At 34.1% G+C, this 22,717-nt stretch carries 23 protein-coding genes and 1 tRNA gene; 11 read left to right on the top strand and 13 right to left on the bottom strand.

Annotated features, from left to right (window positions below; genetic code table 11):
• The 9 genes from FcAc13_RS07015 to fba all read left to right on the top strand — a co-directional run.
• A partial coding sequence (locus tag FcAc13_RS07015) for an esterase/lipase family protein (RefSeq protein WP_187755491.1) occupies positions 1–1,377 on the top strand: 1,377 nt, incomplete at its 5' end.
• Complete coding sequence (locus tag FcAc13_RS07010) at positions 1,374–2,495, top strand: T6SS immunity protein Tli4 family protein (protein WP_187755490.1); 1,122 nt, start codon at positions 1,374–1,376, stop codon at positions 2,493–2,495. The genes FcAc13_RS07015 and FcAc13_RS07010, both read left to right, overlap by 4 nt.
• A 12-nt stretch (positions 2,496–2,507) precedes the next feature.
• Positions 2,508–2,921, top strand: a complete 414-nt coding sequence (locus FcAc13_RS07005; RefSeq protein ID WP_187755489.1) for a hypothetical protein — start codon at positions 2,508–2,510, stop codon at positions 2,919–2,921.
• Between the two features lie 248 nt (positions 2,922–3,169).
• A complete protein-coding gene (locus FcAc13_RS07000) occupies positions 3,170–4,096 on the top strand; it encodes a hypothetical protein (protein ID WP_187755488.1) in 927 nt (308 codons plus the stop codon).
• A gap of 56 nt (positions 4,097–4,152) precedes the next feature.
• Positions 4,153–5,073, top strand: coding sequence for a hypothetical protein (locus FcAc13_RS06995; protein ID WP_187755487.1), 921 nt, complete (start codon positions 4,153–4,155; stop codon positions 5,071–5,073).
• Between the two features lie 797 nt (positions 5,074–5,870).
• Positions 5,871–6,152 carry a PTS sugar transporter subunit IIB gene (locus tag FcAc13_RS06990; protein ID WP_187755486.1) on the top strand — a complete coding sequence of 94 codons (282 nt, stop codon included), beginning with the start codon at positions 5,871–5,873 and terminating at the stop codon, positions 6,150–6,152.
• 24 nt (positions 6,153–6,176) lie between these two features.
• Positions 6,177–7,547: a PTS ascorbate transporter subunit IIC gene (gene ulaA, locus FcAc13_RS06985; RefSeq protein WP_187755485.1), complete on the top strand. Its 1,371-nt coding sequence runs from the start codon at positions 6,177–6,179 to the stop codon at positions 7,545–7,547.
• A 104-nt stretch (positions 7,548–7,651) separates the two neighbouring features.
• Entirely contained in the window at positions 7,652–8,611 is a 960-nt protein-coding gene (locus FcAc13_RS06980; protein WP_187755484.1) for a carbohydrate kinase family protein, read from the top strand.
• 34 nt (positions 8,612–8,645) lie between these two features.
• Positions 8,646–9,506, top strand: a complete 861-nt coding sequence (gene fba, locus FcAc13_RS06975; RefSeq protein WP_187755483.1) for a class II fructose-1,6-bisphosphate aldolase — start codon at positions 8,646–8,648, stop codon at positions 9,504–9,506.
• Between the two features lie 525 nt (positions 9,507–10,031).
• On the opposite strand, the gene FcAc13_RS06970 is transcribed toward fba, so the two are convergent.
• The 12 genes from FcAc13_RS06970 to FcAc13_RS06915 form a co-directional block, all read right to left on the bottom strand.
• Positions 10,032–10,119, bottom strand: a tRNA-Leu gene (locus tag FcAc13_RS06970).
• A 106-nt stretch (positions 10,120–10,225) separates the two neighbouring features.
• Complete coding sequence (gene pgsA / locus FcAc13_RS06965) at positions 10,226–10,780, bottom strand: CDP-diacylglycerol--glycerol-3-phosphate 3-phosphatidyltransferase (RefSeq protein ID WP_187755482.1); 555 nt, start codon at positions 10,778–10,780, stop codon at positions 10,226–10,228.
• 109 nt (positions 10,781–10,889) lie between these two features.
• Positions 10,890–12,731 (bottom strand): excinuclease ABC subunit UvrC, encoded by a 1,842-nt coding sequence (gene uvrC / locus FcAc13_RS06960; RefSeq protein WP_187755481.1) that lies wholly within the window; start codon positions 12,729–12,731, stop codon positions 10,890–10,892.
• Between the two features lie 33 nt (positions 12,732–12,764).
• Positions 12,765–13,514, bottom strand: coding sequence for an ABC transporter permease subunit (locus FcAc13_RS06955; RefSeq protein WP_187755480.1), 750 nt, complete (start codon positions 13,512–13,514; stop codon positions 12,765–12,767).
• Positions 13,515–13,522: 8 nt separating this feature from the next.
• Positions 13,523–14,281 carry an arginine ABC transporter permease ArtQ gene (artQ, locus tag FcAc13_RS06950; protein ID WP_187755479.1) on the bottom strand — a complete coding sequence of 253 codons (759 nt, stop codon included), beginning with the start codon at positions 14,279–14,281 and terminating at the stop codon, positions 13,523–13,525.
• 97 nt (positions 14,282–14,378) lie between these two features.
• A complete protein-coding gene (locus FcAc13_RS06945) occupies positions 14,379–15,113 on the bottom strand; it encodes a transporter substrate-binding domain-containing protein (protein WP_187755478.1) in 735 nt (244 codons plus the stop codon).
• Between the two features lie 26 nt (positions 15,114–15,139).
• A complete protein-coding gene (artP, locus tag FcAc13_RS06940; RefSeq protein ID WP_187755477.1) occupies positions 15,140–15,868 on the bottom strand; it encodes an arginine ABC transporter ATP-binding protein ArtP in 729 nt (242 codons plus the stop codon).
• Between the two features lie 192 nt (positions 15,869–16,060).
• Positions 16,061–16,732: a SanA/YdcF family protein gene (locus FcAc13_RS06935; RefSeq protein WP_187755476.1), complete on the bottom strand. Its 672-nt coding sequence runs from the start codon at positions 16,730–16,732 to the stop codon at positions 16,061–16,063.
• 10 nt (positions 16,733–16,742) lie between these two features.
• The gene (locus tag FcAc13_RS06930; RefSeq protein ID WP_187755475.1) at positions 16,743–17,432 is read right to left on the bottom strand and encodes a CidB/LrgB family autolysis modulator; all 690 of its coding nucleotides are present in this window, start codon (positions 17,430–17,432) and stop codon (positions 16,743–16,745) included.
• A complete protein-coding gene (locus FcAc13_RS06925; protein WP_187755474.1) occupies positions 17,433–17,894 on the bottom strand; it encodes a CidA/LrgA family protein in 462 nt (153 codons plus the stop codon).
• A 142-nt stretch (positions 17,895–18,036) separates the two neighbouring features.
• Positions 18,037–19,794: an aminodeoxychorismate synthase component I gene (gene pabB, locus FcAc13_RS06920; protein ID WP_187755473.1), complete on the bottom strand. Its 1,758-nt coding sequence runs from the start codon at positions 19,792–19,794 to the stop codon at positions 18,037–18,039.
• 3 nt (positions 19,795–19,797) lie between these two features.
• The gene (locus tag FcAc13_RS06915; RefSeq protein ID WP_187755472.1) at positions 19,798–20,364 is read right to left on the bottom strand and encodes an anthranilate synthase component II; all 567 of its coding nucleotides are present in this window, start codon (positions 20,362–20,364) and stop codon (positions 19,798–19,800) included.
• A gap of 188 nt (positions 20,365–20,552) precedes the next feature.
• Between FcAc13_RS06915 and FcAc13_RS06910 the strand changes: the two genes are divergently transcribed.
• Together FcAc13_RS06910 and FcAc13_RS06905 are read left to right on the top strand one after the other, a co-directional pair.
• Positions 20,553–20,915, top strand: coding sequence for a YbaN family protein (locus FcAc13_RS06910; protein ID WP_187755471.1), 363 nt, complete (start codon positions 20,553–20,555; stop codon positions 20,913–20,915).
• Between the two features lie 177 nt (positions 20,916–21,092).
• On the top strand, positions 21,093–22,145 hold the full coding sequence (locus FcAc13_RS06905) for an AI-2E family transporter (RefSeq protein WP_187755470.1): 1,053 nt from the start codon (positions 21,093–21,095) through the stop codon (positions 22,143–22,145).
• A 76-nt stretch (positions 22,146–22,221) separates the two neighbouring features.
• Here FcAc13_RS06905 and bcp read toward each other — a convergent pair whose 3' ends face one another.
• The gene (bcp, locus tag FcAc13_RS06900; protein ID WP_187755507.1) at positions 22,222–22,698 is read right to left on the bottom strand and encodes a thioredoxin-dependent thiol peroxidase; all 477 of its coding nucleotides are present in this window, start codon (positions 22,696–22,698) and stop codon (positions 22,222–22,224) included.
• Positions 22,699–22,717: the final 19 nt, after the last annotated feature.

The raw sequence follows: 22,717 nt of genomic DNA, 5'->3' as shown, positions 1-22,717 counted from the left end.
GATAAAAGTCGACAAAATGAAGTAAGGCAACTAAAGCGGGAGCGACGACAAAAAATTGACGAGGCGATCAAAAATACTCTTGAAAACCGACTATTTGGTTCACGGCAAGAGCGAGGTTGGGGAACGGTGGGATTTTTCACTTATGGTAAGATTCTCGATAAATTGCAGGCAAGCCTTTTTGATCAAAGCGGAAGCATTCCAGCGAAAATAAATAAGTTGGTCAATAAATCCCCTTTATTTAACTTAGATGACGGGGCTAAAACCACCCTATTTCTTAAAGATGATGAAGACATTAAGCATTGTCAACAATTTTATTTTCCGGTACATGCCATGGGGTATAACTGGCTTGAGTCCAATGAGGACAGTGCCATGGCATTAAAGGAACTGGTGGACGTGACGTTACCACGGCATTATCAGAAACGCGGAAAGTTTTATGGTAAAGTGATTATAATCACTCACTCGATGGGCGGGCTAGTGTCTCGCTATTATACGCAAGCGCTGGGTGGTGAGGATAAAGTGCTGGGGGTGATTCATGGCGTGCAGCCAGCAACCGGCGCGGTGGCCGCCTATACCCGTATGAAGCGCGGAACCAATATCAATACTGGTTTTTTTGGTAAACCGAAAGCGGTAATTACCGAAAATGTGTTAGGCAAAGATGCAGCTGAGATGACCGCCGTCTGTGCCCAGGCTCCAGGACCACTGCAATTATTACCAACCCCGGAGTATGGAATGGGGTGGCTGAAAATTAAAGACTTGAAGGGTGATGAAGTAGCTTATCCCTCACTAGACCATCCTGATATCTATGATGATATTTATCTGGCCAAAGACAAATGGTGGTGCGCCTGTGAGCCGCATCTGATTAATCCCTTTAATCGCAACTATGATAAAAAACTGATGGAGGATGATTGGTACAAATATGAAAGTATCATGATAAAAAAAGTGAAAAAATTCAACTCGGCGATAGCTAATCAGTATCACCCTAATACGTATGCTTTTTTTGGTCTTGAAGATAAGATCAATCCGATAAAAATAACTGCGTTAACCTATCAAACGGCACAGTGGCAGGGAAAACGTATCTCCAGTCATAAAGAGCCAGCTACCAACCATATTGGCGACCAACACCGGATCAGGCTTAGGGAGAAAAAAAACCGTCGAACGCTAAAAAATGACGATATTTATGAAAAATATAAGTTATTACCGGCGGATGGCAATGGTGACGGCACGGTGGCGCAGCGTTCGGGAGAAATCCCCGTCGAGTATTTAACGGCACGGATGCATTTCCCGGTTGATCATGAGGGCGCCTATGGAGAAAAAGAGAGTGAAGATTTTACCCTGCGAGCGATTGTCGATATAGTGAAAAAGGTGCCCCTAGCATGAACACATTAACATCCTTAAAAAAAAAGGGAGCCGTCACGATTGCTCTGCTTTTAACATTAATCAGTTGTCAGGCATTTAACAAGGATATCCAAAAAATGACTTTATCAGCAAACGAACAGCAGCAAGTTGATGCTTTACTAAACAATTCCCCGACACGCTGTATTGGCACTTATTTAATTGATTTTCCTGCGGCATTTAAAGTCAATAATGAAAGTCTGTTTTATTATAAAGGCACGGGTGATTTTGTGATTACCACCAAGAAGCAGTATTTACCGCCGTTTAAACAGATGATCGCCCGGCGTGAGCAGGCGTTAAAAGAGACTAAAACGATTGACCCGACTGATAGCCCCTATTTAAAAGCGATATATCCGGTACAGACTAATCATCCGGATAAGATGCAAGGGATTATTTTTGAACGGATGGAGAGTCCAGGTACCGATGATTCTGCCAGGGTTCTTGAAGGTTACCGCTGGCAAGACGAAGTGACGTTAAAAATTGAGATGAAAGCGCAAAACGGTTCTGATGAAAAGCATGATGAAAATCGGATGAAATATCCAGAACTTTATACCAATAATGTCCCACAAAAATTACAAGAACTGCGCCAATTGTTTGAGCGAATTCAGCCACGCGATGATTTAACTATCCCAATCACACCAGGCTTTTGTCTGTTACATGGATTTATGCAAGGAGAGGATAGCGAATGGAAAGATACCGGGGTTACCTATCAGCATGAAGCGAATAATGATTTTTATTTTAGTATCTCGTATAACAATTATGATGGTTATTATAAACTACTTGATCAACCGGAAAGTTACGTAACCGATGATCGGGGACACACAATTTATAAGGGTACGCGCGAAAGTCAAGGTTTGCAGTTAGAAGAGTGGTTAACCAAAGGGCAATTTTTTTCCGATGAATCAGGTTATGAGTCAGATGACGAGTGGTATAAGTTTATATTAGGTATAAATATGCTCGATCCAACCGATAAAACGCCACAGTTGCAAATCAAAATGTATTATAAAATTCCTGAAGATGAAACTCAGGGATATACACAAGAGCAGTTGATGGTAATTTGGCGAGAAATTACCAACAGTATTCGAGTGCGCGAGGGCTTTTAAAGCGTAGTAAACGTGGCTTATCACGTCAGTGTAAGGGGGGGAACCGATAAAGATGTCCGCGTTAATCTAGCAAATGGTACAGTGGCAGGAAAAAGCATCTCCATTCATAAAATGCCAGCTATCAACCATATAGGGGACCAGCGCGGCTCAATCTTAAGGAGAAAAAAGCGTTGGACGCTGAAAAATATTCGAAAAAAATTAATCGGCGTAGATAGTTTTAACTCACTTGTTGAGCAGATTAGCTATAATACGTCCAACACTTTATCATTTACTGAAGCTAGCATGGTTCTTTTTAGCCCCAAAGGTATCACAGCTATGACGATAGATAATATTTACCAATATGCACAACAGAATAGATTATTGAACCGTAAACAGGATACAAATATTGCGGCAAATCCATCATTACGAGCAAGTGTAGGCTATTGATTTGTAGAGCAACAAAAACTTTACCGCCTAGTGTTAAGCGGTTTGTTTTAGATGAAGAGGAAACAGGCAAACTAACTGCAAATCGAGACTATCAGATACAGAATAAAAATAACTAAGTGATGGCAAGTGGCAAAACCAACGCTAAAGGTGAGTCGGTCGCCGTCAATACCGGCTATGGATAGGAAGAGGCTGTAATTAGATGTAAGTCGGGTAACTAACAATAATAAAAAAATTTGAGGAATAAAGGAATGAATGGCTGGGAAACTTGGGATGTACCGACAGGTTGGAAAGACACAATTGGTTATGCAAAAGCACAAGTAGAAGCAGAGGTTCAGAAAACAGCCGACGCGATACAGGCAATGGAAGACGCTAATGCTTATCGTCAAAAGGTTGTGGATAATAGAGCGAAAGAATTAAGGCGGATTAGAATTTGCCGCATTCCTGCTTTTGTACTTGGTGGTAGGTTAAGCAAGGAGCCTGGTGGATCCCCTGGTCATTATTGGGTTGAAATTGCCAATGATCCCCATCAAATATATTTTACAGAGCCGTATATTGAAAGCTACGGCTGGTATCCGATACATACACCATCATTTATAACGTTTAGTGCACCAGGTTGTTTAAATGGTGATAGTGAGCACCGGATAGAAATTGACAATAAGAATGGTGGACTTCCAAACGAAGCGGGTAGGGCCAATTGGAACAATTCACACTCCAAATATCCTTTCGATCCTCACCATAATGGCCCCTACACTATCCCTGATAGTACTAAATGGGAAATGAATCATCCCTATATATTTCCTGAAGATAATAGAACACAAGAGGATATTATTAAAGAAATCAGAGAGTTTGCTCAAGCGTACAGCGGTGACTGGTCTTATCACTTTGATGCTTTCTACGAAAATAACTGCCACACTTTTTTGTTTAATTTATTATATGAAGTAGATTTGGTAGACCGATACATCCCTAAAGACCCACACTTTATTAAACTGCAATTGTCTGCGCTGAAATATTCGGCTGAATACAGATACGATGCAAATTTTGAGGGCGTTATACAAAAAATAAAAAATTTACCACGAGAAAGAGAACATGCCGAAAAGTTTCTTACTAAACTGGATAAAATAAAAAGTAATTCAGATAGATTCAATCAAATTCTCATGGGCTCTAAAAAAAGATGAAAAAAACAATGTTAGGATTAGCAATATTATTCAGTTTATATGGATTAGGAGTTATTATGATAGAATCAGCAAACCCACTTGATATCGCAAAAGCCGTTGAGGTGCGTGCAATGGGTATTAAACCTAATGAGCCATTTTACGAATCAACGAGAGTAACTGTGGGTCGTATCTTTCCACCATTTCATAACTACCCAGAGTATCCACCTATCAGTTTCACACAAGCAGAAAATACACTTCTTCGTGTTTATTCACCATTTGAAACGCAATTAAAAATTGCTCAAGTTGGTGATAACTACCAATACAAAGAGATATTGACTTATACCCGTAAACCTCAACAAATCTTATTAAATCAGGAACATCTTAACAGTTTAAAACAGCTTGAAAATGGGGCGCATTTTTTTATTTTGAATAATGATTTTCAACTTCAGGCAGTTACAAATCCAGAAGAAGTCATTATATTACCTAATTACATAAAAGTAGTTAGAAAAATGGGTAAAATCATTTCCATTGAAAAGAAACCATTAGTCTCAGTTCATAAACAGGAATATCAATATTGGTCTTATACAGGCGAAGTTCATTATTCAAAAAGTATTCGATATGATATAAACAAAAAAAACGCATTGGAAACAATGTTATATGAGTATGATAAAGAAGGGAGAATGGTGAGTCGTGTCAAAATTAATTCAACTAACCACATTTTAGCCAAAAAAATATTTTATCCAGAAGGCGGTGAATATTATTCCGAAGAAACCTTGTTTAATGAGCTGGGTGAAAAAACGAATGTTATTTATATTTTGACAGACGGTTCCCGCCAAAATCATCATATTGATGAACACGGCGAGGTAACACATATCACAACTGAAAGAATGCCAGAAGAACGCTTCCTTGATTTTGATGAGGATGAACTTTATAAAAAACTCACTATTGATGTAAGCAAAAAATACGGAACGGTACCTAATCTTGAACCGGAAAAATAACAAAATAGCGCGATATCATCAGGTGGCATCAAGAAGATGAAATTTAAAAGAGAGGTAGACTTGCCATGAGAACAAGTTTGCTGGGCAATAACCTGACCCTGTTTTAGTAGTGACTGTTTAATATCAAAAAGCAGTCTGTGATGAGCTAAAAATATCATCCCCATTTTAAACAAGAAGCGATTAATTTAGCCTTAAATAGTGAACAAACTTATCGATAAATGGCTGATGATTTAGGTATAAATCACAAAACCTTTTATGTAAATGGCTGTTAATCCTTTTTGTCCGATTTTAATAATCCTTCATGAATCATTGTTAGGCAAGACGATGATAACTATGATAGTAGGGTTTACTGTCCAATATCTTTTCGAAAACGATAAATTAAAAAAACGAAAACGGCACTCGCAATTTTTTTTAAAATCGTATGATTTTTGTGCTTTTAATCGTGTCTTTTTTGAAGTAAATCACAGAAAAAAGCGTTTTAACTTAAAAAATTCAATTTACCACTTTTTATTATTTTTTAATCATTTTTTGTTTTATATAAAATAATCAAATAATTAAAAATCTTTTTTTTCTTTTATCGAATCATTTTGATCTTAACATTATTGTAACTTTGTGACTTGAATCACCCACAGTATTAAACAGTGTGATATGTATCACGAATTAGTAATCTTTGGTTATTTATTATAAAAATCATCAAATAGCTTAATAAATAAGAAATTTGCACAAGATTTATATTTTATTCTTTTTTTTTAAACGTAACCCACTGTTATTCAAAAAATCGATAAGGGAGATTAGCAATGTTGAAAATTCGTACAGTTTGTGGAAATGGTATTGGTAGTTCTTTAATGGCCGCTAATCACGTTAAGAATATCTGCGCTGCTTTGAACATCAAAGCTGATGTGGCATCAATAGATTTTGCTAACGCAGAAGGTGAAAAAGCAGATCTATATGTGACCATAAAGGATTTAGCTAAACAATTTACTGATCAATCAAAAGTTGCAATTATTCGTAGTTATGTAAATAAAAAGCAAATTGAGGAAGACATTAGTGAAAAATTACAGCAGTTAGCTGGGGTTTGATGATCTTTCAAAGGAGATATGATTATGCAGTCATTACTTTCATTTTTAACGGAAATTTTTAGTCAACCCGCTTTTTTAATGGGGATTATTGCTTTTGTGGGCTTGGTTTGTTTAGGTTCACCATTTAATAAACTCCTTACCGGGACTTTAAAACCAATTCTAGGTTACCTTATGTTAAGTGCGGGGGCTGGTGTTATTATTAGCAATCTAAATCCATTAGGCGACATAATAAAAGCTGGATTTGGTATCCGTGGTGTTATTCCTAATAACGAAGCAATCGTTTCTGTCGCACAAAAAGTTTTAGGTGTTCAAACCATGAGTATTTTGTTACTTGGGTTTATTATAAATTTGATTATTGCCCGTTTTACTAAATATAAATATATATTCTTAACCGGTCACCATTCATTCTTTCTGGCATGTTTGTTTTCTGCTGTTTTACAAGCGGCTAAATTTGATGGTTGGTCATTAATCGTTATTGGTGGATTTTTATTGGGTTCATGGTCAGCAATTTCACCGGCAATTGGTCAAAATTATACCAAACAAGTTACTGACGATGGTGGGATTGCCATGGGACATTTTGGTTCCGTTGGATATTATTTATCGGCGTTTATTGCGAAGAGAGTAGGAGACAAAGATGATTCATTTGCTGATACCGAGATATCAGAAAAATGGGGGTTCTTACGAGATACTACTGTAACAACTGGTATCATCATGGTAATTATCTATTTAATTTGTAGCTTGGTTGCCGGTAGTGACTATATGTCAACGATTACCGAACAAAGTCCAATCATCTTTTCTATTCTAAGTGGTTTACAATTCGCAGTCGGTGTGGCTATCGTTTATAACGGTGTAAGATTAATTCTCGGTGATCTTGTTCCTGCCTTCCAAGGTATTAGCCAAAAACTGATTCCTAATTCAATACCGGCAGTCGATTGTGCTGTATTTTTTACCTTTAGCCCTACCGCTGTTGTCGTTGGTTTTATTTGCTCTTTCATCGGTGGATTAATTGGCATGTTCATGTTAGGTGGAATGGGTATGGCATTAATTATTCCAGGCATGGTGCCTCATTTCTTCTGTGGTGGTACATCTGGTGTGTTTGCTGATAAATTGGGGGGTAAACGTGGTTGTATTATTGCATCCTTTATCGGCGGGATCCTTTTAGCGTTCTTACCTGCATTATTATTACCTACATTAGGTGATTTAGGTTTCCAAAACTCCACTTTTGCTGATTTTGACTTTGCAGTTTGGGGAATCATAATCGGTAAACTATTTAATATGTTCGGTCAAACAGCTATCTATTTTATTTGTTTAATTTTAGTCATTGTTCTTTGTGTTCCATTCTTCTTTAAATCTATCAAAGTTGTCGGTGATTCAAAAAATGTAGACCAATCGTAATTTGAAACTTTATGGTTGAGTAATTTCATACTCAACCATGAACGAATAATTATCTGAAATAAATGAATCTTAGTAAAAACATTTTTATAGTTAAAGGATGAATTATGACAATACTGACAATTGGATTTGCTTGTTATGATCAGTTCTATTTTACAACCAATTATCCCAAAGAAAACAGTAAATCATTTGCTTATGATTTTATAGAAAGCGGTGGTGGCCCGTGTGCAAATGCTGCATATTTATTAGGGTTATGGGGCGAAGATATTTACCACCTTGGACATCTAAATGATGATATATATGGCAACAAAATTGTTTCTGAATTCAAACAAGTAGGTGTAAAGACTGACCACATTATTTTTTCTGATGAGATGATTACACCCCTTGCGGCTATCACTGTAAATAAAGAAAATGGTTCTCGAACTATCATAACTCGAAAATTAAATACTCCACCATTAATGACCACAGTTGAGAAAAAAAAATTAAACCAATTTATTCAATATTTACAAGAAAATAAGCGTGATCTCGTTATTCTTATCGATGGGCATGAGCCAGAGTTAAGTGAATATGTAATTAAACAATTACCTAACGTCAAAGTTGTTATGGATGCTGGCTCGTTACGTGAGAGTAATCTTTATTTAGCCAAATATACTGACTATCTTGTAGCTAGTGAAAATTTTGCCCTCGCCTATGCCAAGATAGATGAGTTTACTAATAAAAAGACACTAGAAAGCGCATTAAAAAAACTAACTTCAATAGCTAGAGGTTCTGCTTTTATAACATTAGGAGAAAAAGGATGTGCTTATTTGAAAGATAAAAAAGTTGAGATAATTCCAAGTTTTCTTTGTCAATCAATTGATACTACTGGTGCAGGTGACATATTCCATGGGGCTTTTTCCTATGGCGTGAGTTATGGCTGGGATATTGAAAAAATTATTTCATTTGCAAGTTTAACTGCCGCAATATCCATTGAACGTAAAGGTGTTCGAAAAGCCATGCCAAATTTATCTGAAGTCAATAAAGCACAACGCCGGTTTGAAAAAAATTTAACTGAATATTTTAAATAAAAATTAATATATATATAAGATTAAGAGGTAGATTATGTTAGTTTCAATGAAAGACATGCTAAATAATGCTTATCATGAACATTATGCTGTAGGACAATTCAATATTAACAATTTGGAATGGGTAGCGACGGTTTTAAAAACAGCAAAAGAAAATCGATCACCAGCAATTCTTGGTGTTTCAGGTGGTACCATAAAGCACATGTTAGGCTTTAAAACGATTCATGCTATTGTCAAAAATGCAATGGATTATTTAGATATCGATGTACCTATAGCCCTGCATTTAGATCATGGTCAAAGTTATGAATCTTGTTTTGCAGCAATTAATGCTGGATTTAGTTCGGTGATGTTTGATGGTTCGCATTTACCGTTTGAAGAAAATCTTGAAATTACCAAACGAATAGTGGATTATGCTCACAAAAGAGGCGTTTCTGTCGAAGCTGAATTAGGTACTATCGCGGGCAGTGAAGATGGTATTGTTAATTCTCAAGTAATCTATGCCGATCCAAATCAATGTTTAACAATGGTAAAAGAAACCAATGTTGATTGTTTAGCTGCGGCATTAGGATCAACACATGGTTTATATAAAGGCAAAGCGAAATTAGGATTTAATGAAATGCAGCATATTTCTAATTTAATCAAAATACCACTGGTCCTTCATGGCGGAACAGGTATTTGTGATGAAGATATGTTACATGCCATTTCTTTTGGAACCGCAAAGATTAACGTCAATACTGAAAACATGTATACATGGTGTGTTGCTGTAGGAAAATTATTTGCTGAACAAAAAGATCATGACATCAATGATCCACGAAAAGTTATTAATCATGGATTAAATCCGGTAGCGGAAAAAATCACGGAAAGAATGAAACTATTTGGATCAGTAAATCGATATTAGTTTTACTTTAATTAATAAATTTTATGAATCGATAAATCAAAGCCATCTAGTATGATGGCTTTTTAATTTTTTTATAAAATTATATCGCTAAAGTTTTTGAAGTTTCCTTACAAGCATCAACAAAAACGATGATTCTCAAAAATAAATTTTTATGGCGCAATATTTACAAGGAAATTTTCTTAACAACCTTTAAACCCATACCGTTAACAAAATTATCCTGGGTCGTTTTTTTTACAGATAGATAAGAAAGCAACAATATTGCCAAAAAATTGGCGGTAAACGGTATGATTACCCTGCAGATTATTATCTGAGAAAGTTAAAATAATATAGTCATCAAGTTTTTAATAATTTTAGACTTAAATACACCCTATCAAGGCTAAAGATAAGAGAAAGACTGTACCTGAATAAAATTTAGATTAATAGAAAAGAGGGCAAAGGTATTTGAATAGTCTAAACGGTAACACTTTTTAAGATAAATTTTTGCAGGCTTTTGGAGAGTAATACGGAAGAATCGAAAAGTTAAATTGGTGCCCGGAGCGAGACTTGAACTCGCACGGCCAAAAAGGCCGAGGGATTTTAAATCCCTTGTGTCTACCGATTTCACCACCCGGGCGTTTCAGTTAACCTTACTGTTTGCTGAAAACCAGTGCATTATACGTAATTGACAAAGAACAGCAACAACAATTTTAAATATTAATGATTGATTGCTTACTTTTAAATCATTTAATATCTTCAAGCAGATCACATCGTGCTATCCATAAGTATTCAATCATTGACCAAAGTGTTAAAATGGCCGCGATATACAAAGCTATCAAACCGGCATTGATAACTAATTCACACGGACGCCATAACAACCAGGTTAACGCTGTCATTTGAGTGATGGTTTTAATTTTACCAATTCCTGAAACCGCTACATTTTTACGTTTGCCTATTTCAGCCATCCATTCACGTAAAGCTGAGATGATGATTTCTCGCGAAATCATGATAATCGCTGGAATAGTAATCCACCAAGTATCGTAGTGTTCAGTAATGAGTATTAAAGCAATAGTAACCATTATTTTATCAGCAACAGGATCAAGAAAGGCACCAAAGCGAGTGGTTTGATTTAATCGTCTGGCTAAATAACCATCTAAGATATCGGTGAAAGCAGCGATTAAAAATATAAGTGCTGTAAAAAATGCTGACCATTCACCTGTTATATAAAAAGAAAGCACAAAGAAAGGGATTAAGATAAGTCTAAATAAAGTTAGGTAAATGGGAACATTAAATTTCATAGCAGGTACTCTAAATTACATATAATAGGAATTAAAATTTATCATTTTTGTTATTATAACATCAAGTAACTATCTTGACCCTAAAGTTTTAGGCTTATTTTTATATAATTTATTGTTGCAAGTTATCGTAAATTTTTTCAGCTAATGCTTTAGAAATACCCTGTACCTGAGATATTTCATCAACGGTAGCTGATTTGAGTTCTCTTAAACCACCAAAATGCTTAAGAAGTGCTTGTCTGCGCTTTGCTCCAACACCTTCAATTTGTTCTAAAGTACTATCAGTTAATTGTTTAACGTTTTTTTTGCGTTGACCGAGAATAGCATGATCATGCGACGCGTTACGAATTTGTTGGATTAATAATAAAGCAGGGGAGTGTGCATCTAAATAATGCCCTTTACCATGGCTTTCAAAAAATAACGTTTCTAAACCTTCTTTGCGTTCAGAACCTTTTGCAATACCTAATAAAATTGGGTGATGTTTATCCCAGTTTACGTTGAGTGATTCGAAAACGCTTAAAGCTTGATTAAGTTGCCCTTTACCTCCATCAATGAAGATAACATCAGGGATTTTATCTATGGGTAGATCGGGTTTATTGTAGCGTCTGGTTAAAACTTGATTCATTGCGGCGTAATCGTCACCGGCTGTAATACCACTGATGTTATATCTTCTAAATTCTGACTTCACTGGACCTTTGTCATCAAACACCACACAAGACGCAATGGTATTTTTTCCCATAAAATGGCTGATATCAAAACATTCCATCCGATTTATTTGTGTTATCCCTAAGAATGTTTTTAACTCATCGTAGCGTTGTTTGATAGTGGAATTTTGGAATAGTTTATTTTTAACTTCTTTTTGTGCATTTTCAATGGCAATGTTTAATAGTTTGAGATTATCACCTTTTGGTTCATCAACTAACTTAACTTGATAGTCAGCAACTAATGATAAAGTTTCTTCCATCGCTTTACGATCAGATAACGAGTAATTGAGCAAAATCTTTTTAGGTATATTTCGATTATGATTACCTTGCAGATAAAATTGGCCTAAAAATGTTTCGATGACTTCCTCAAGTTCGGTATTTGATGGTACTTTAGGGTAATATGCCCGATGACCAAAAGTTTGCCCATTTCGAATAAATAAAATATACACACAGGCCATACCCAATTGATAATGGAAGCCAATAACATCCAAATTATCATTTTTATTGTAAATCACTTGTTTTTCATTAATTTGTTTTATGGCATGTAATTGATCACGTAGTTTAGCTGCTTTCTCAAAGTTTAACGCTTCGCTAGCTTGCAGCATATCTTGTGTGATAGTATCAATGATTGCTTCTGACTGACCTTGTAAAAATAATCTAACATAATTGACTTGTTGATTATAATCTTCATCGCTAACTAATCCAGCTACACAAGGACCTAAACAACGTTTGATTTGATACTGTAAACACGGTCTGGTACGGTTGTGATAGGTTGAGTCAGCACATTGACGAATGGGAAAGATTTTTTGTAATAAGATTAGAATCTGTTTAACCGCATAAGAGCTTGGGTAAGGGCCAAAAAATTCATCGGTTTTACGATTAATTGAGCCACGATAAAGTGATAATTGAGGATGTCTCTCCTTACTAATTTTTATAAAAGGATAACTTTTATCATCTTTTAGCAATACATTGTATCTGGGCTGATACTTTTTAATATAAGTTTGTTCTAATAATAAAGCTTCAGTTTCGGTATGAGTAAGGGTAAATTCGATATGATCAATATGGCTGACTAATAGATCAGTTTTTAATGTTTTTTTACTACTGTTAAAATAACTTTTTAATCGGTGATTTAGGTTTTTTGCTTTGCCCACATAAATAATAGTATTTTTATCATTAAACATTTGATAAATACCCGGTTTATGTGGGACCGTTTTTAAAAATGCAGTCGAATCAAATTTTGTTTGGCTCATAAATGCTTACGATTAGGGTTAAATTAAAAAAAATTATTGATTATTTTCAAACGCTAAGGCTTTTTTCTCTAATAATCTCATAATGATGCTTAATAAACCATTAATCAAGATGTATATGCAACCGGTAGCAATAAAAATAGTAAAATCATAGTATTGACCATTAAGAAACTGATTGTATCCCATTACATCCATGAGTGTAATTGTAGAGGTTAATGCTGTTCCTTTAACCACAAAAATAACTTCATTGGAGTATGAAGATAATGCTCGTTTGAGCGCATAAGGTAAAATCACTTTTAATGATTGAGTGCGATTCATTCCTAATGCTGAACAGGCTTGCCAATGTCCTTGAGGAACTGCTTTCAAAGCGCCATGAAAAATAAGTGTCGTATATGCGGCACTATTAAGTGTTAAGGCTAGATAAGCGCAAAACCAAGGATAAGAAAGTAATTGCCATAAATAGTGTAAAAATTCTCGTAATATATAGCACTGTGTAGGATTATAATAGTAAAAAACCTGCCATAAAAGCGATGAAGATTCGCGTGTAACTTGAAACTGTGCAGGACCATAGTAGATTAGGAATAACTGTACTAATAGTGGTGTGCCGGTAAAGACAGTAATGAAAATTCTTATCGGGTGAATAATATACCATCTTTTTGATATTAGTAAGATAGAAAGCCCTATTGAGATTATACAGGCTGAAAGAATACCAGCTAAACTCAATGATATTGTGATTGGTAATCCATTAATTAAATGAGACAAATAATAAAAAAACTTATCAGACATACATTCCTCTATTTTTCGGAAACGGTTTGTGGTTGTTCAAAATAAAGAGAACGTGTCTCAAAATATTGTAAGACGCGTTGGCTGAGCAGAGAGATAATTAAATAAACCGTTGCTGCAATCAGATACCAAGTGAAAGGTTCACGAGTATTAGCAATAATACTTCGGGTCTGTAGCATAATGTCATTTACGGCAATCAAAGACACTAATGCAGTATCTTTTAATAAAACTAACCATTGATTACCAAGACCAGGTAATGCGTATCGCCACATTTGTGGAATAATTATGCGGATGAATGTTCTGGATTTACTTAAACCTAAAACTTGTGCGGCTTGTTTTTGACCAGCGGGAATTGCTTTTAATGCACCGCGTAATGTTTGTGAAGCATAAACAGCATAAAGAATCGATAATGCAATAATTCCACATAAGATGGGATTGACATTATAATCGGTAACCTCTAAATGTAATGATAACTCAGTAAAATATAATGGGATTGTCAAATCCATGCCACCATTAAATAACGTATCATTAATAAATATCAACATTAATGGTAGACCATTATAGATAGCAATCACAATAAGCATTTCTGGTAGAGCTCGAATCGTAATTACACAGATAGAGACAAACCATGAAACGGGCTTAAAGCGCCATGATTCTAAAATTGTAATAATGAATGAGAGTATCAAACCAGCAAATAGAGCACAGATCGCGATTAATAAGGTAATCTTGGTCGCATTGAGCAAAGGTAATAAAGTATGCCAATCTTGCATATTAATTCATTTCTATATAATAAAAAATTTTTTAAAACAATAATAAAAATAGCCGCACTATTGCGGCAGATTAAGTTATCATCGGTTGGGTGATAAGTTAGTTAAACCACTTAGCGTAAATTTGGTCGTAGCTACCATCGGCTTTCATTTTGGTTAAAACTTGATTGAATTGATCAAGTAACACGCTATTTCCTTTACGTACCGCGATACCTAAGCCAGAACCAATATATTCAGGGTCTGTAATTTTTTCACCAATACCGACAAGACTTGGTTCCTTTTTAAACCATTCAGAAGCGGCGGCTGAATCTATTAAAATGGCATCTATACGATTCGCTTTAAGATCTAATACCGCATACTGATAACTATCATAACTGACGATATTAATTTTAGGGAATTTATCGACTAAATATTTTTGCAGTGTGGTACCATTTTGTACCCCAACGCGTTTCTGATTTAATTCAGAAATTGAATTTAATGATTCTAAATGACCACTAAGACCAATAAATTGAGCCATATTCGTATAATAGGACTGTGAAAAATCAACTTGTTCTCGACGTTCTGGCGTCATATCTAATGCTGAAATTGAGGCATCAATTCGGCGAGTCTTTAAACTTGGGATTAAACTATCAAATGATTGATTGGTAAATTTACAGGTATAATTAAGTTCCTGACAAATTTTATTTGCGATATCAATATCAAAACCAACCAATATATTATTATCATCATAAAATTCATAAGGCGCATAAGTTGCCTCAAGCCCAAAATTGATATCTTTTGCTGATGCTGTAAATACTGCACCTGTTAACGCTGCAATAAGGAAAATCTTTTTCATAATATCACCTTTTTATAACTAAATAGTTAATGCGATAAATACGCTTGAAATTGTTTTGACAGAGGGTGAATAAAACAAGTTTTATCGCCTTGTTCGATGATCTTGCCTTTTTCCATGTAGATGACTTGCGAAGCCACCTTTTTAGCGAAATCAACTTCATGTGTGACGATAATCTGCGTAATACCGGTATTCGATAACTCATTGATAATCTCAGCTACTTGCGAAGTAATTTCTGGATCTAAGGCAGCAGTCGGCTCATCAAATAATAATATTTTTGGTTCCATCATCAAAGCTCTGGCAATGGCAACGCGTTGTTGCTGACCGCCTGATAAATGTAATGGATAACGATTTGCCATATTAGCTATTTTTAAGCGCTGTAAAATTTTATAAGCCTTATCTGATGCTTCTGATTTTGATAAGCGTAAAACTTGACATGGTGCTTCAATTAAATTATCTAATACCGTTAAATGTGGCCAAAGATTGTAATTTTGAAATACAATACCGACATCGCGACGCAAGATGCTTACCAGTTTTTCAGATGGTTTTTGTTGAAAATCAAAATGAAGATCAGCAATGGTCATTTCTCCAGATGTTGGTATTTCTAATAAATTAAAAACTTTTAATAATGAACTTTTACCAGCTCCACTTGGACCGAGTAAAACAATAGTTTCTCCCAAGGGATAGGTGATAGAAATATCATATAAAGCCTGATGTGAACCATAAAAACAATTAATATGGTTTAATTCAATATTCATAAAATAATAAAAACTCGATTTATTAAATAAAAGGTATAAGTAAAATTAGTTAGAAGAATCCCATAATTGATGATTCACGCTGTCAAACCATAATTCAACAGTACTTAGCCTGGCCATAGAATGACAAAGATAAAAATATGACTAAATATTATATTTTTATGAATAGAAATGCAATCTAAATTATGAGATTGGTTATTTTTCACTCTCAGTTAGTGTCGGTTGATTGCTATTAATAATTGGAATCATAGGCCCTAAAAATTTAGGCTCTTTATGTAAAATAAATAAATCCAGAAAAACACTGATACGGGCAAAAAACTCTCTGATACGCACTAATTTCATTTTATTAGGAGATGGAACAGCAAAACATTGCGCTTTAATGCCTTGATATTGTGCTATAAATAGCGCTCGCTCACAATGAAATTCTTGGGTTATAATCGTGAAATTATCAGCATCAAAAACTTTATTGGCTCTGATGATTGAATCTAACGTTCTAAAGCCTGCATAATCTAATACGATTGCTGAGTTGGGTATATTTGCTTTGAGTAGATCACGTCGCATCATAATAGGTTCATTATAATTAAATTTACTGTTGTCACCACTTAACAGTAAATAATCAACCTTTCCTAACCAATAAAGATCAATTGCACCATCTATTCTATTTTTATAAAATTCATTAATTCCCCCCTTTTTTATATATTTTGATGTTCCTAATACGACTCCAACTGGCGTATGAGGTAAGTCTTGATAATCATAATAAATGGAAGAACTGGTTTTTTGGCTAATATAAAAATCCAATAAGAATATTATGCTTACCAAAAACAGTATTATAAAAAGAAAATAACGAAATAATTTTTTTAATCGCATTGATATTCCATTAGAACAAACTTAACATTAACATTATTACTGGGAACAAAAATGGTGCTGTAATTGAAGTCATTATACCACATAAAACTAACGCAAGAGAGCTATAAGCGCCTTCGTTATAATCTACTTCAATACAGCGGGCAGTACCAACCGCATGTGCAACTGAACCTATTGCGATACCTCGTGCGGCAGCTGATTTAATGTGGCATAAATTTAATAATTGGTGACCAAAAATTGCACCCAATGTGCCAACCAGTATGACACACATTGCTGAAATTGAAGGAACTCCGCCCTGGTTTTCAGCTATGGTAACCGCGATAGCCGTTGTTACCGATTTCGGTAATATTGAAGCTAAAATTTCCTGATTTCCCCCTAGCCAAAATGCAATAAAAACACCACTTATCATCGCCGTAACGGAAGCAATAAAAGTTACAAACAATATCGATTTCCAACGGGCTTTTATTTGTGGCATCAATTCATAAAGGGGGTAGGCCAAAGCCACAACAGAATAGGGAAGTAATTCATGGATAATGCGGACATTAGCAAAGTATTCTTTATAAGAAGTTTGGGTTAATAATAATATTGGAGTTAACACCAGTACTGTAATGACTAAAGGATTAAAAAAAGGATTTTTAATTTTTATCGCCAGTTTACGTGTATAGAAAAAAATAAATATTGTTAAAGGTAGCATCCACAACATTTATTGTTCCTTTTCGTTTGTTGTATTAATAAGAGTGTTATCAATAGCTGGTAGTGAACGAGAATGCAAATTTTGCGTTAACCAGCCAATAAAAATCATGATTATAAAAGTACTTGCAAGGCTACCAATAATTAGTGGTGCCCAACTATGAATCACATAAATATAGTTATCCATGATCCCCATCGCTGCTGGGACAAATAAAATTGTCATATGCCGCATAAACAGATTGCAACCACAGCGTACCCAAGTCGAAGGAATAAGTTGAAAAACTAATAAGAAAAATAAAATCAATAAGCCAATTATACTACCAGGAATATTAATCCCGATGCTAAAAGAGATCATATTTCCCAATTGTAAGCAGATAAACAATATTAATAAACTGCGACCATAAAAATACAAAGTATAATATAGTGAGTAGCAGCGATGACGGACTGTTGCATGTTTGGCAAAAAAGTGTTTCATAATTATTCTTTGTCTAATCAAAGCATAAACTTTGTCCGATTATAATACGCTTATAAAAATAAATGTACAAAAAGGTAATAAATATTACTTAAATCATATTAAAAATCATTATGGTTTCAATCAATTAATATAATTTTTTGTGCTAAATCAAGTTAACCATTTGATTTTTTATTATATTGTTTTTTATTTTTTTAAGCACCTCTGGGTTTATGGTTATCCATTTTCTTACACTATTGATAAACGCCATTTTTTCTGCTTTGAGAATGTCGTCAATCATTAAGCGTGCTTCTTTTATCTGATTTTGTTTTAAATAATATTCACGCATAACGCCAGCTAATAATCCCGAAGTTAATTTAGGTGTTAACCAGCAACCATTGATTAACAGAACAAGATTGCCATTAACAAACTCAGTGAGTTCTCGATGCTGATTAAATAAAATTACTTCTTGTCCAAAAGTAACATTGGGTAAATGTGAACGGTTTGAGGTTTTATGATATACAAGGGGATTTTGATTGTTGATGCATTGCATTGATAGGCTAATGTCAGTAATATCAAACATATCATTAAGTGGTACAGCTTCGGTGGTAAATTGACTATCAGCCATCAAGCAAAGCCGAATTTTATAACTTAAATGAGGTATGAGATTTTTAATTTGATTAAGGTTAGCTCTAATCTCATCCACATTACACTGAAAATTAAAATATTCTGCTGATTGAGATAATCTGGCTAAATGCTCGTCAAGCAAGAAAATTTGCTCGTCATGATAAAGCATCGATTCAAATAAATACTGTGGTTTTGCTATTGGATTGGTTAGTAACGCCATTTTTTGTAAAATTTCTTGATATTCACCTGACGTCGTAGAATCCCAAGTTATACCACCTCCCACGCCATAATGCGCCTGTTGTTGATTTATCGTCAAGGTGCGGATAGGTATATTAAAAATAGCTTTATGGAAATTTGGTTCAATATAGCCAATGGTACCACAATAGACTTCTCGGGGTTGTTTTTCGATGTCGGCAATAATTTGCATGGTGCTGGCTTTTGGTGCTCCTGTAATTGAACCACAAGGAAAAAGGGCTTTTAAGATATTAAATAGTGTAGTATTGGGTTTCAATCTTGATTGAATGGTCGAAGTTAATTGCCAAACTGTTGGATATTTTTCGGCTTTAAATAGCTCGCTTACAGTAACTGTTCCCGTAACTGAGATTTGACTCAAGTCATTGCGCAACAGATCAACTATCATCATATTTTCAGCTTGATTTTTTTCTGAAAAAAGTGTTTGTTTCTTTAATTGATCATCAGCAAGGTTAATGCCTCTGGCTGTAGTACCTTTCATCGGTTTAGTAATAATCGTGTCATTGTGTATTTTAAAAAATAATTCCGGTGAAATGGATAATATGTGGCTATTATCAAATTGGATATAAGCACAGTAATTTGCTTGATTATTTTGTTGTAAGTATTGGTAATAGCGATATGGGTCACTGTTAAATTCACCTTTAAATTGCAGCGTATAATTGGTCTGATAGGTAGTTCCATTTTCAATATAATGTTTTATATTAAGTATGTTTTGCTGATATTCGGTTTGCGAAGTATTACAGTCTAATGAGATTGTTGGAAATACACAATCATCAGATAGCTTATTAACATTAGTGTAATCGTGATAAATGCCAAAAACTAATAAAGGTAATGTATTGAGAGAATAATCTTTTGTTACATAATAATGATTGAAAGCAGGGGCTGTTTCATAGGCTAAATACCCTACAGCATAGAATCCTTGTTTGACCAAGTCACTTATTTCATTGATTGTTCCTTCAATCGAAGAAAGATCATAGCAGATAAAAGTTTGGCTTGGATTTTGGAAAAGTCGGCTTTTTCCTTCGAAGTCAATACGAATGATCATTACTTATGTCCATTTATTAATAAAGTTACGTAGCATATCTAAGCCAAATTCCGTTTTGATGGCTTCTGGATGAAATTGCACTGATTCAATGGCTAAATCTTGATGCCTTAACCCCATAATAATACCCTCTTTGTTGCGAGCGCTGACCTGTAATGTTTCGAGTGGTGAATCTTCGACAATTAATGAGTGATAACGCACAACGGTTAAGGGATTTTTCAAACGGTAATAAATACCGGCATTATCATGCCAAATTATATCAATTTTGCCATGCATAGGGCTGGGCGCCTTTATGATTTGGTAGCCAAAATATTGAGCGATGATTTGATGTCCTAAACAGATACCAAAAATGGGCACTTGTTGATGTAGTTCATCAACGAGCTCCAATGATACACCTGCTGTATCAGGATTTCCGGGACCAGGAGAAAGAATGATTTTGTTGAAACGCATTTTCTTTATTTGCGATAATGTAAACTGATCATTTTTTATGACTTTGATGTCATTGTTCAATCGTTTGACATAATCATAAATGTTGTAGGTAAATGAGTCATAATTATCAATAAGCAAAATCATTTTTTTGTGGAACCAAATAAACAAGAATATTTCATTAAAGAAATATTGTTAAATTCTCTATTGCTGGGTAGCATAAAGTGTTTTTATCTTATTTTCAATCAACATCATTTGTAACAGATTATTATATTAATAAATAATTTGCAGTGCATTATCAACTTAAGGCTATATAACTATAGGTAAACGTGTTAATGAAAAAACTTATTTTTATCTCACTTGGTTATCTGTTCTTTTTTCTAGGAACACTGGGTATTTTTTTACCATTGTTGCCAACCGTACCTTTTTACTTATTAACGGCTTATTTATGGTTTAATAGTTCGGAAAAGTTACATCAATATCTTGTTAATAATCAATATTATAAATATTATATTCAAGAAGCTATTCTACAGAAAAAAATGACTCCTAAGAAATTAGTTAAAATTTTTATCATTTTGGTAATATTGTTGCTAATACCTGCAATAATATTTGATTCTTTACATGTAAGAATTATTTTATTATTGGTATTTATCGCACATGTAATCGGCTTTTATTTTTATTTTATCCGAAAAAAATGATTTTTCTAATTTAATTGGTGGCATTGTTTGCTCATAAAAGTGAATCACTTAGATAAAAAATGAAATTTAATTACGTACTTTGTTCATGTTGTGTCATTATAGCGAATAAATATAAAAATGATTATTAGAACTAAAGTTTCATTATTAAATAAAATGCAAAATTATGTGGTGGAGTAAATGTATAAAATGATCTTGGAATGGTATCGACGACGCTTTAGCGATCCTGATGCTATATCACTTCTTATTCTTATTGTACTTTTTTTCATTATTATCTATTTTTTCAATAATATTATACTACCAATTTTAATTGCTGTTGTATTTTCTTATTTGCTTGAAACACCAATTAAATTTTTAATGCGATCAGGCTTACCCAGAACATTAGCGGTTATTTTAGTTCTATTTATATTTATATCGATTGTTTTACTAGGTGGCATAATTTTACTCCCTCTTATTTGGCAACAAGGATTGAGTTTAATTGGTAATATTCCCTCGATGCTGACCTTTTTAAATAAATATTTAATGACATTACCACAACATTATCCCGAATTAATTGACGTCGGTGTTTTTGATACGCTAATTCACAGCATAAATCAAAAAGTGGTTGAAACAGGAAATTCGTTATTGCAATTTTCGATTGATTCAATTTTTAGTTTGCTAAGTGTCATTGTCAACTCAGTACTAATACCTATTATGATGTTTTTACTTTTGAAAGATAAAGAAAAGATCTGGAATTATTGTTCAAAAATCCTACCCAAAAATCGTCAAGTTTTAAATAAAGTTGCCATGGAAATGGATAAGCAAATTAGTAATTATATTGTCGGTAATGTATTACATATTATTATTCTGTTTTGTATGATATGTATACCTTTTGGCATTATGAAATTAGATTATGCATTATTACTGGCATTTATTGTTGCTATAACAGTTATTATTCCCTATGTTGGCATTATCATTTCTACTATTCCCGTTATCACGGTAGCACTGTTTCAATGGGGGTGGAGTACTGAGTTTGGAATTTTAATGACAGTATATATATTTATTCAGATCATAGATGGCAATATAACCGTGCCATTATTATTTTCTGAAAAACTTAATCTTCATCCCCTTGTCATTATCATTGCTGTTTTAATCTTTGGTGGATTATGGGGATTTTGGGGCGTATTTTTTGCTATTCCACTGGCAACATTGGTAAAAGCTATTATTAATGCTTGGCCGATAAGCGATAGCTGAGAAAAAGGTTATATAAATTAAAAGCGTCATGATGACGCTTTTATTTTTATCTAATTTAATTAATATATGTGTTTGTTTATTGTTTTTGTTGGTTTTTTAAATAATTTAAAACAATTTCATGGTGATTACTGGTTTTAAAATCATCAAAAACATGTTCAATTTTACCTTTTTTATCAACTAAAAAACTAATACGATGAATACCATCGTAGGTTTTACCCATAAACTCTTTTGTTCCCCAAACGCCAAAGGCTTGAGCCACTTTATGTTCTTCATCAGATAATAAAATAAAATTTAATAATTCTTTTTCAACAAATCGCGACAATTTTTCTGGCTTATCTGTACTAATACCAACAACAGCAACCTCAAATTTTTTGAAATCATCAAAGTTATCGCGTAGATTACAAGCTTGTAGAGTACAGCCTGGTGTCATCGCTTTGGGATAAAAATAAATTAAAACACGCTGACCTTTAAACTCCTTGGAGTTAATTACTTCGCCATCTTGATCAGGAAGTGAAAATTGGGGAATATTTTCACCCGCTTTAAGTGGTTTAATCATATCATCATTACCTATA

It is taken from the genome of Frischella japonica (assembly GCF_014489845.1).
In the GTDB taxonomy this organism is placed as follows: domain Bacteria; phylum Pseudomonadota; class Gammaproteobacteria; order Enterobacterales; family Orbaceae; genus Frischella; species Frischella japonica.
This window is presented reverse-complemented; position numbering and strand designations above follow the sequence as displayed.

What these genes read in the sequence shown, in the direction of transcription:
- FcAc13_RS07010 (WP_187755490.1), top strand. Translation starts at nt 1,374, where the DNA reads ATGAACACATTAACATCCTTAAAAAAAAAGGGAGCCGTCACGATTGCT.
- FcAc13_RS07000 (WP_187755488.1), top strand. Translation starts at nt 3,170, where the DNA reads ATGAATGGCTGGGAAACTTGGGATGTACCGACAGGTTGGAAAGACACA.
- FcAc13_RS06995 (WP_187755487.1), top strand. Translation starts at nt 4,153, where the DNA reads ATGATAGAATCAGCAAACCCACTTGATATCGCAAAAGCCGTTGAGGTG.
- FcAc13_RS06990 (WP_187755486.1), top strand. Translation starts at nt 5,871, where the DNA reads ATGTTGAAAATTCGTACAGTTTGTGGAAATGGTATTGGTAGTTCTTTA.
- ulaA (WP_187755485.1), top strand. Translation starts at nt 6,177, where the DNA reads ATGCAGTCATTACTTTCATTTTTAACGGAAATTTTTAGTCAACCCGCT.
- FcAc13_RS06980 (WP_187755484.1), top strand. Translation starts at nt 7,652, where the DNA reads ATGACAATACTGACAATTGGATTTGCTTGTTATGATCAGTTCTATTTT.
- fba (WP_187755483.1), top strand. Translation starts at nt 8,646, where the DNA reads ATGTTAGTTTCAATGAAAGACATGCTAAATAATGCTTATCATGAACAT.
- pgsA (WP_187755482.1), bottom strand. Translation starts at nt 10,780, where the DNA reads ATGAAATTTAATGTTCCCATTTACCTAACTTTATTTAGACTTATCTTA.
- uvrC (WP_187755481.1), bottom strand. Translation starts at nt 12,731, where the DNA reads ATGAGCCAAACAAAATTTGATTCGACTGCATTTTTAAAAACGGTCCCA.
- FcAc13_RS06955 (WP_187755480.1), bottom strand. Translation starts at nt 13,514, where the DNA reads ATGTCTGATAAGTTTTTTTATTATTTGTCTCATTTAATTAATGGATTA.
- artQ (WP_187755479.1), bottom strand. Translation starts at nt 14,281, where the DNA reads ATGCAAGATTGGCATACTTTATTACCTTTGCTCAATGCGACCAAGATT.
- FcAc13_RS06945 (WP_187755478.1), bottom strand. Translation starts at nt 15,113, where the DNA reads ATGAAAAAGATTTTCCTTATTGCAGCGTTAACAGGTGCAGTATTTACA.
- artP (WP_187755477.1), bottom strand. Translation starts at nt 15,868, where the DNA reads ATGAATATTGAATTAAACCATATTAATTGTTTTTATGGTTCACATCAG.
- FcAc13_RS06935 (WP_187755476.1), bottom strand. Translation starts at nt 16,732, where the DNA reads ATGCGATTAAAAAAATTATTTCGTTATTTTCTTTTTATAATACTGTTT.
- FcAc13_RS06930 (WP_187755475.1), bottom strand. Translation starts at nt 17,432, where the DNA reads ATGTTGTGGATGCTACCTTTAACAATATTTATTTTTTTCTATACACGT.
- FcAc13_RS06925 (WP_187755474.1), bottom strand. Translation starts at nt 17,894, where the DNA reads ATGAAACACTTTTTTGCCAAACATGCAACAGTCCGTCATCGCTGCTAC.
- pabB (WP_187755473.1), bottom strand. Translation starts at nt 19,794, where the DNA reads ATGATCATTCGTATTGACTTCGAAGGAAAAAGCCGACTTTTCCAAAAT.
- FcAc13_RS06915 (WP_187755472.1), bottom strand. Translation starts at nt 20,364, where the DNA reads ATGATTTTGCTTATTGATAATTATGACTCATTTACCTACAACATTTAT.
- FcAc13_RS06910 (WP_187755471.1), top strand. Translation starts at nt 20,553, where the DNA reads ATGAAAAAACTTATTTTTATCTCACTTGGTTATCTGTTCTTTTTTCTA.
- FcAc13_RS06905 (WP_187755470.1), top strand. Translation starts at nt 21,093, where the DNA reads ATGTATAAAATGATCTTGGAATGGTATCGACGACGCTTTAGCGATCCT.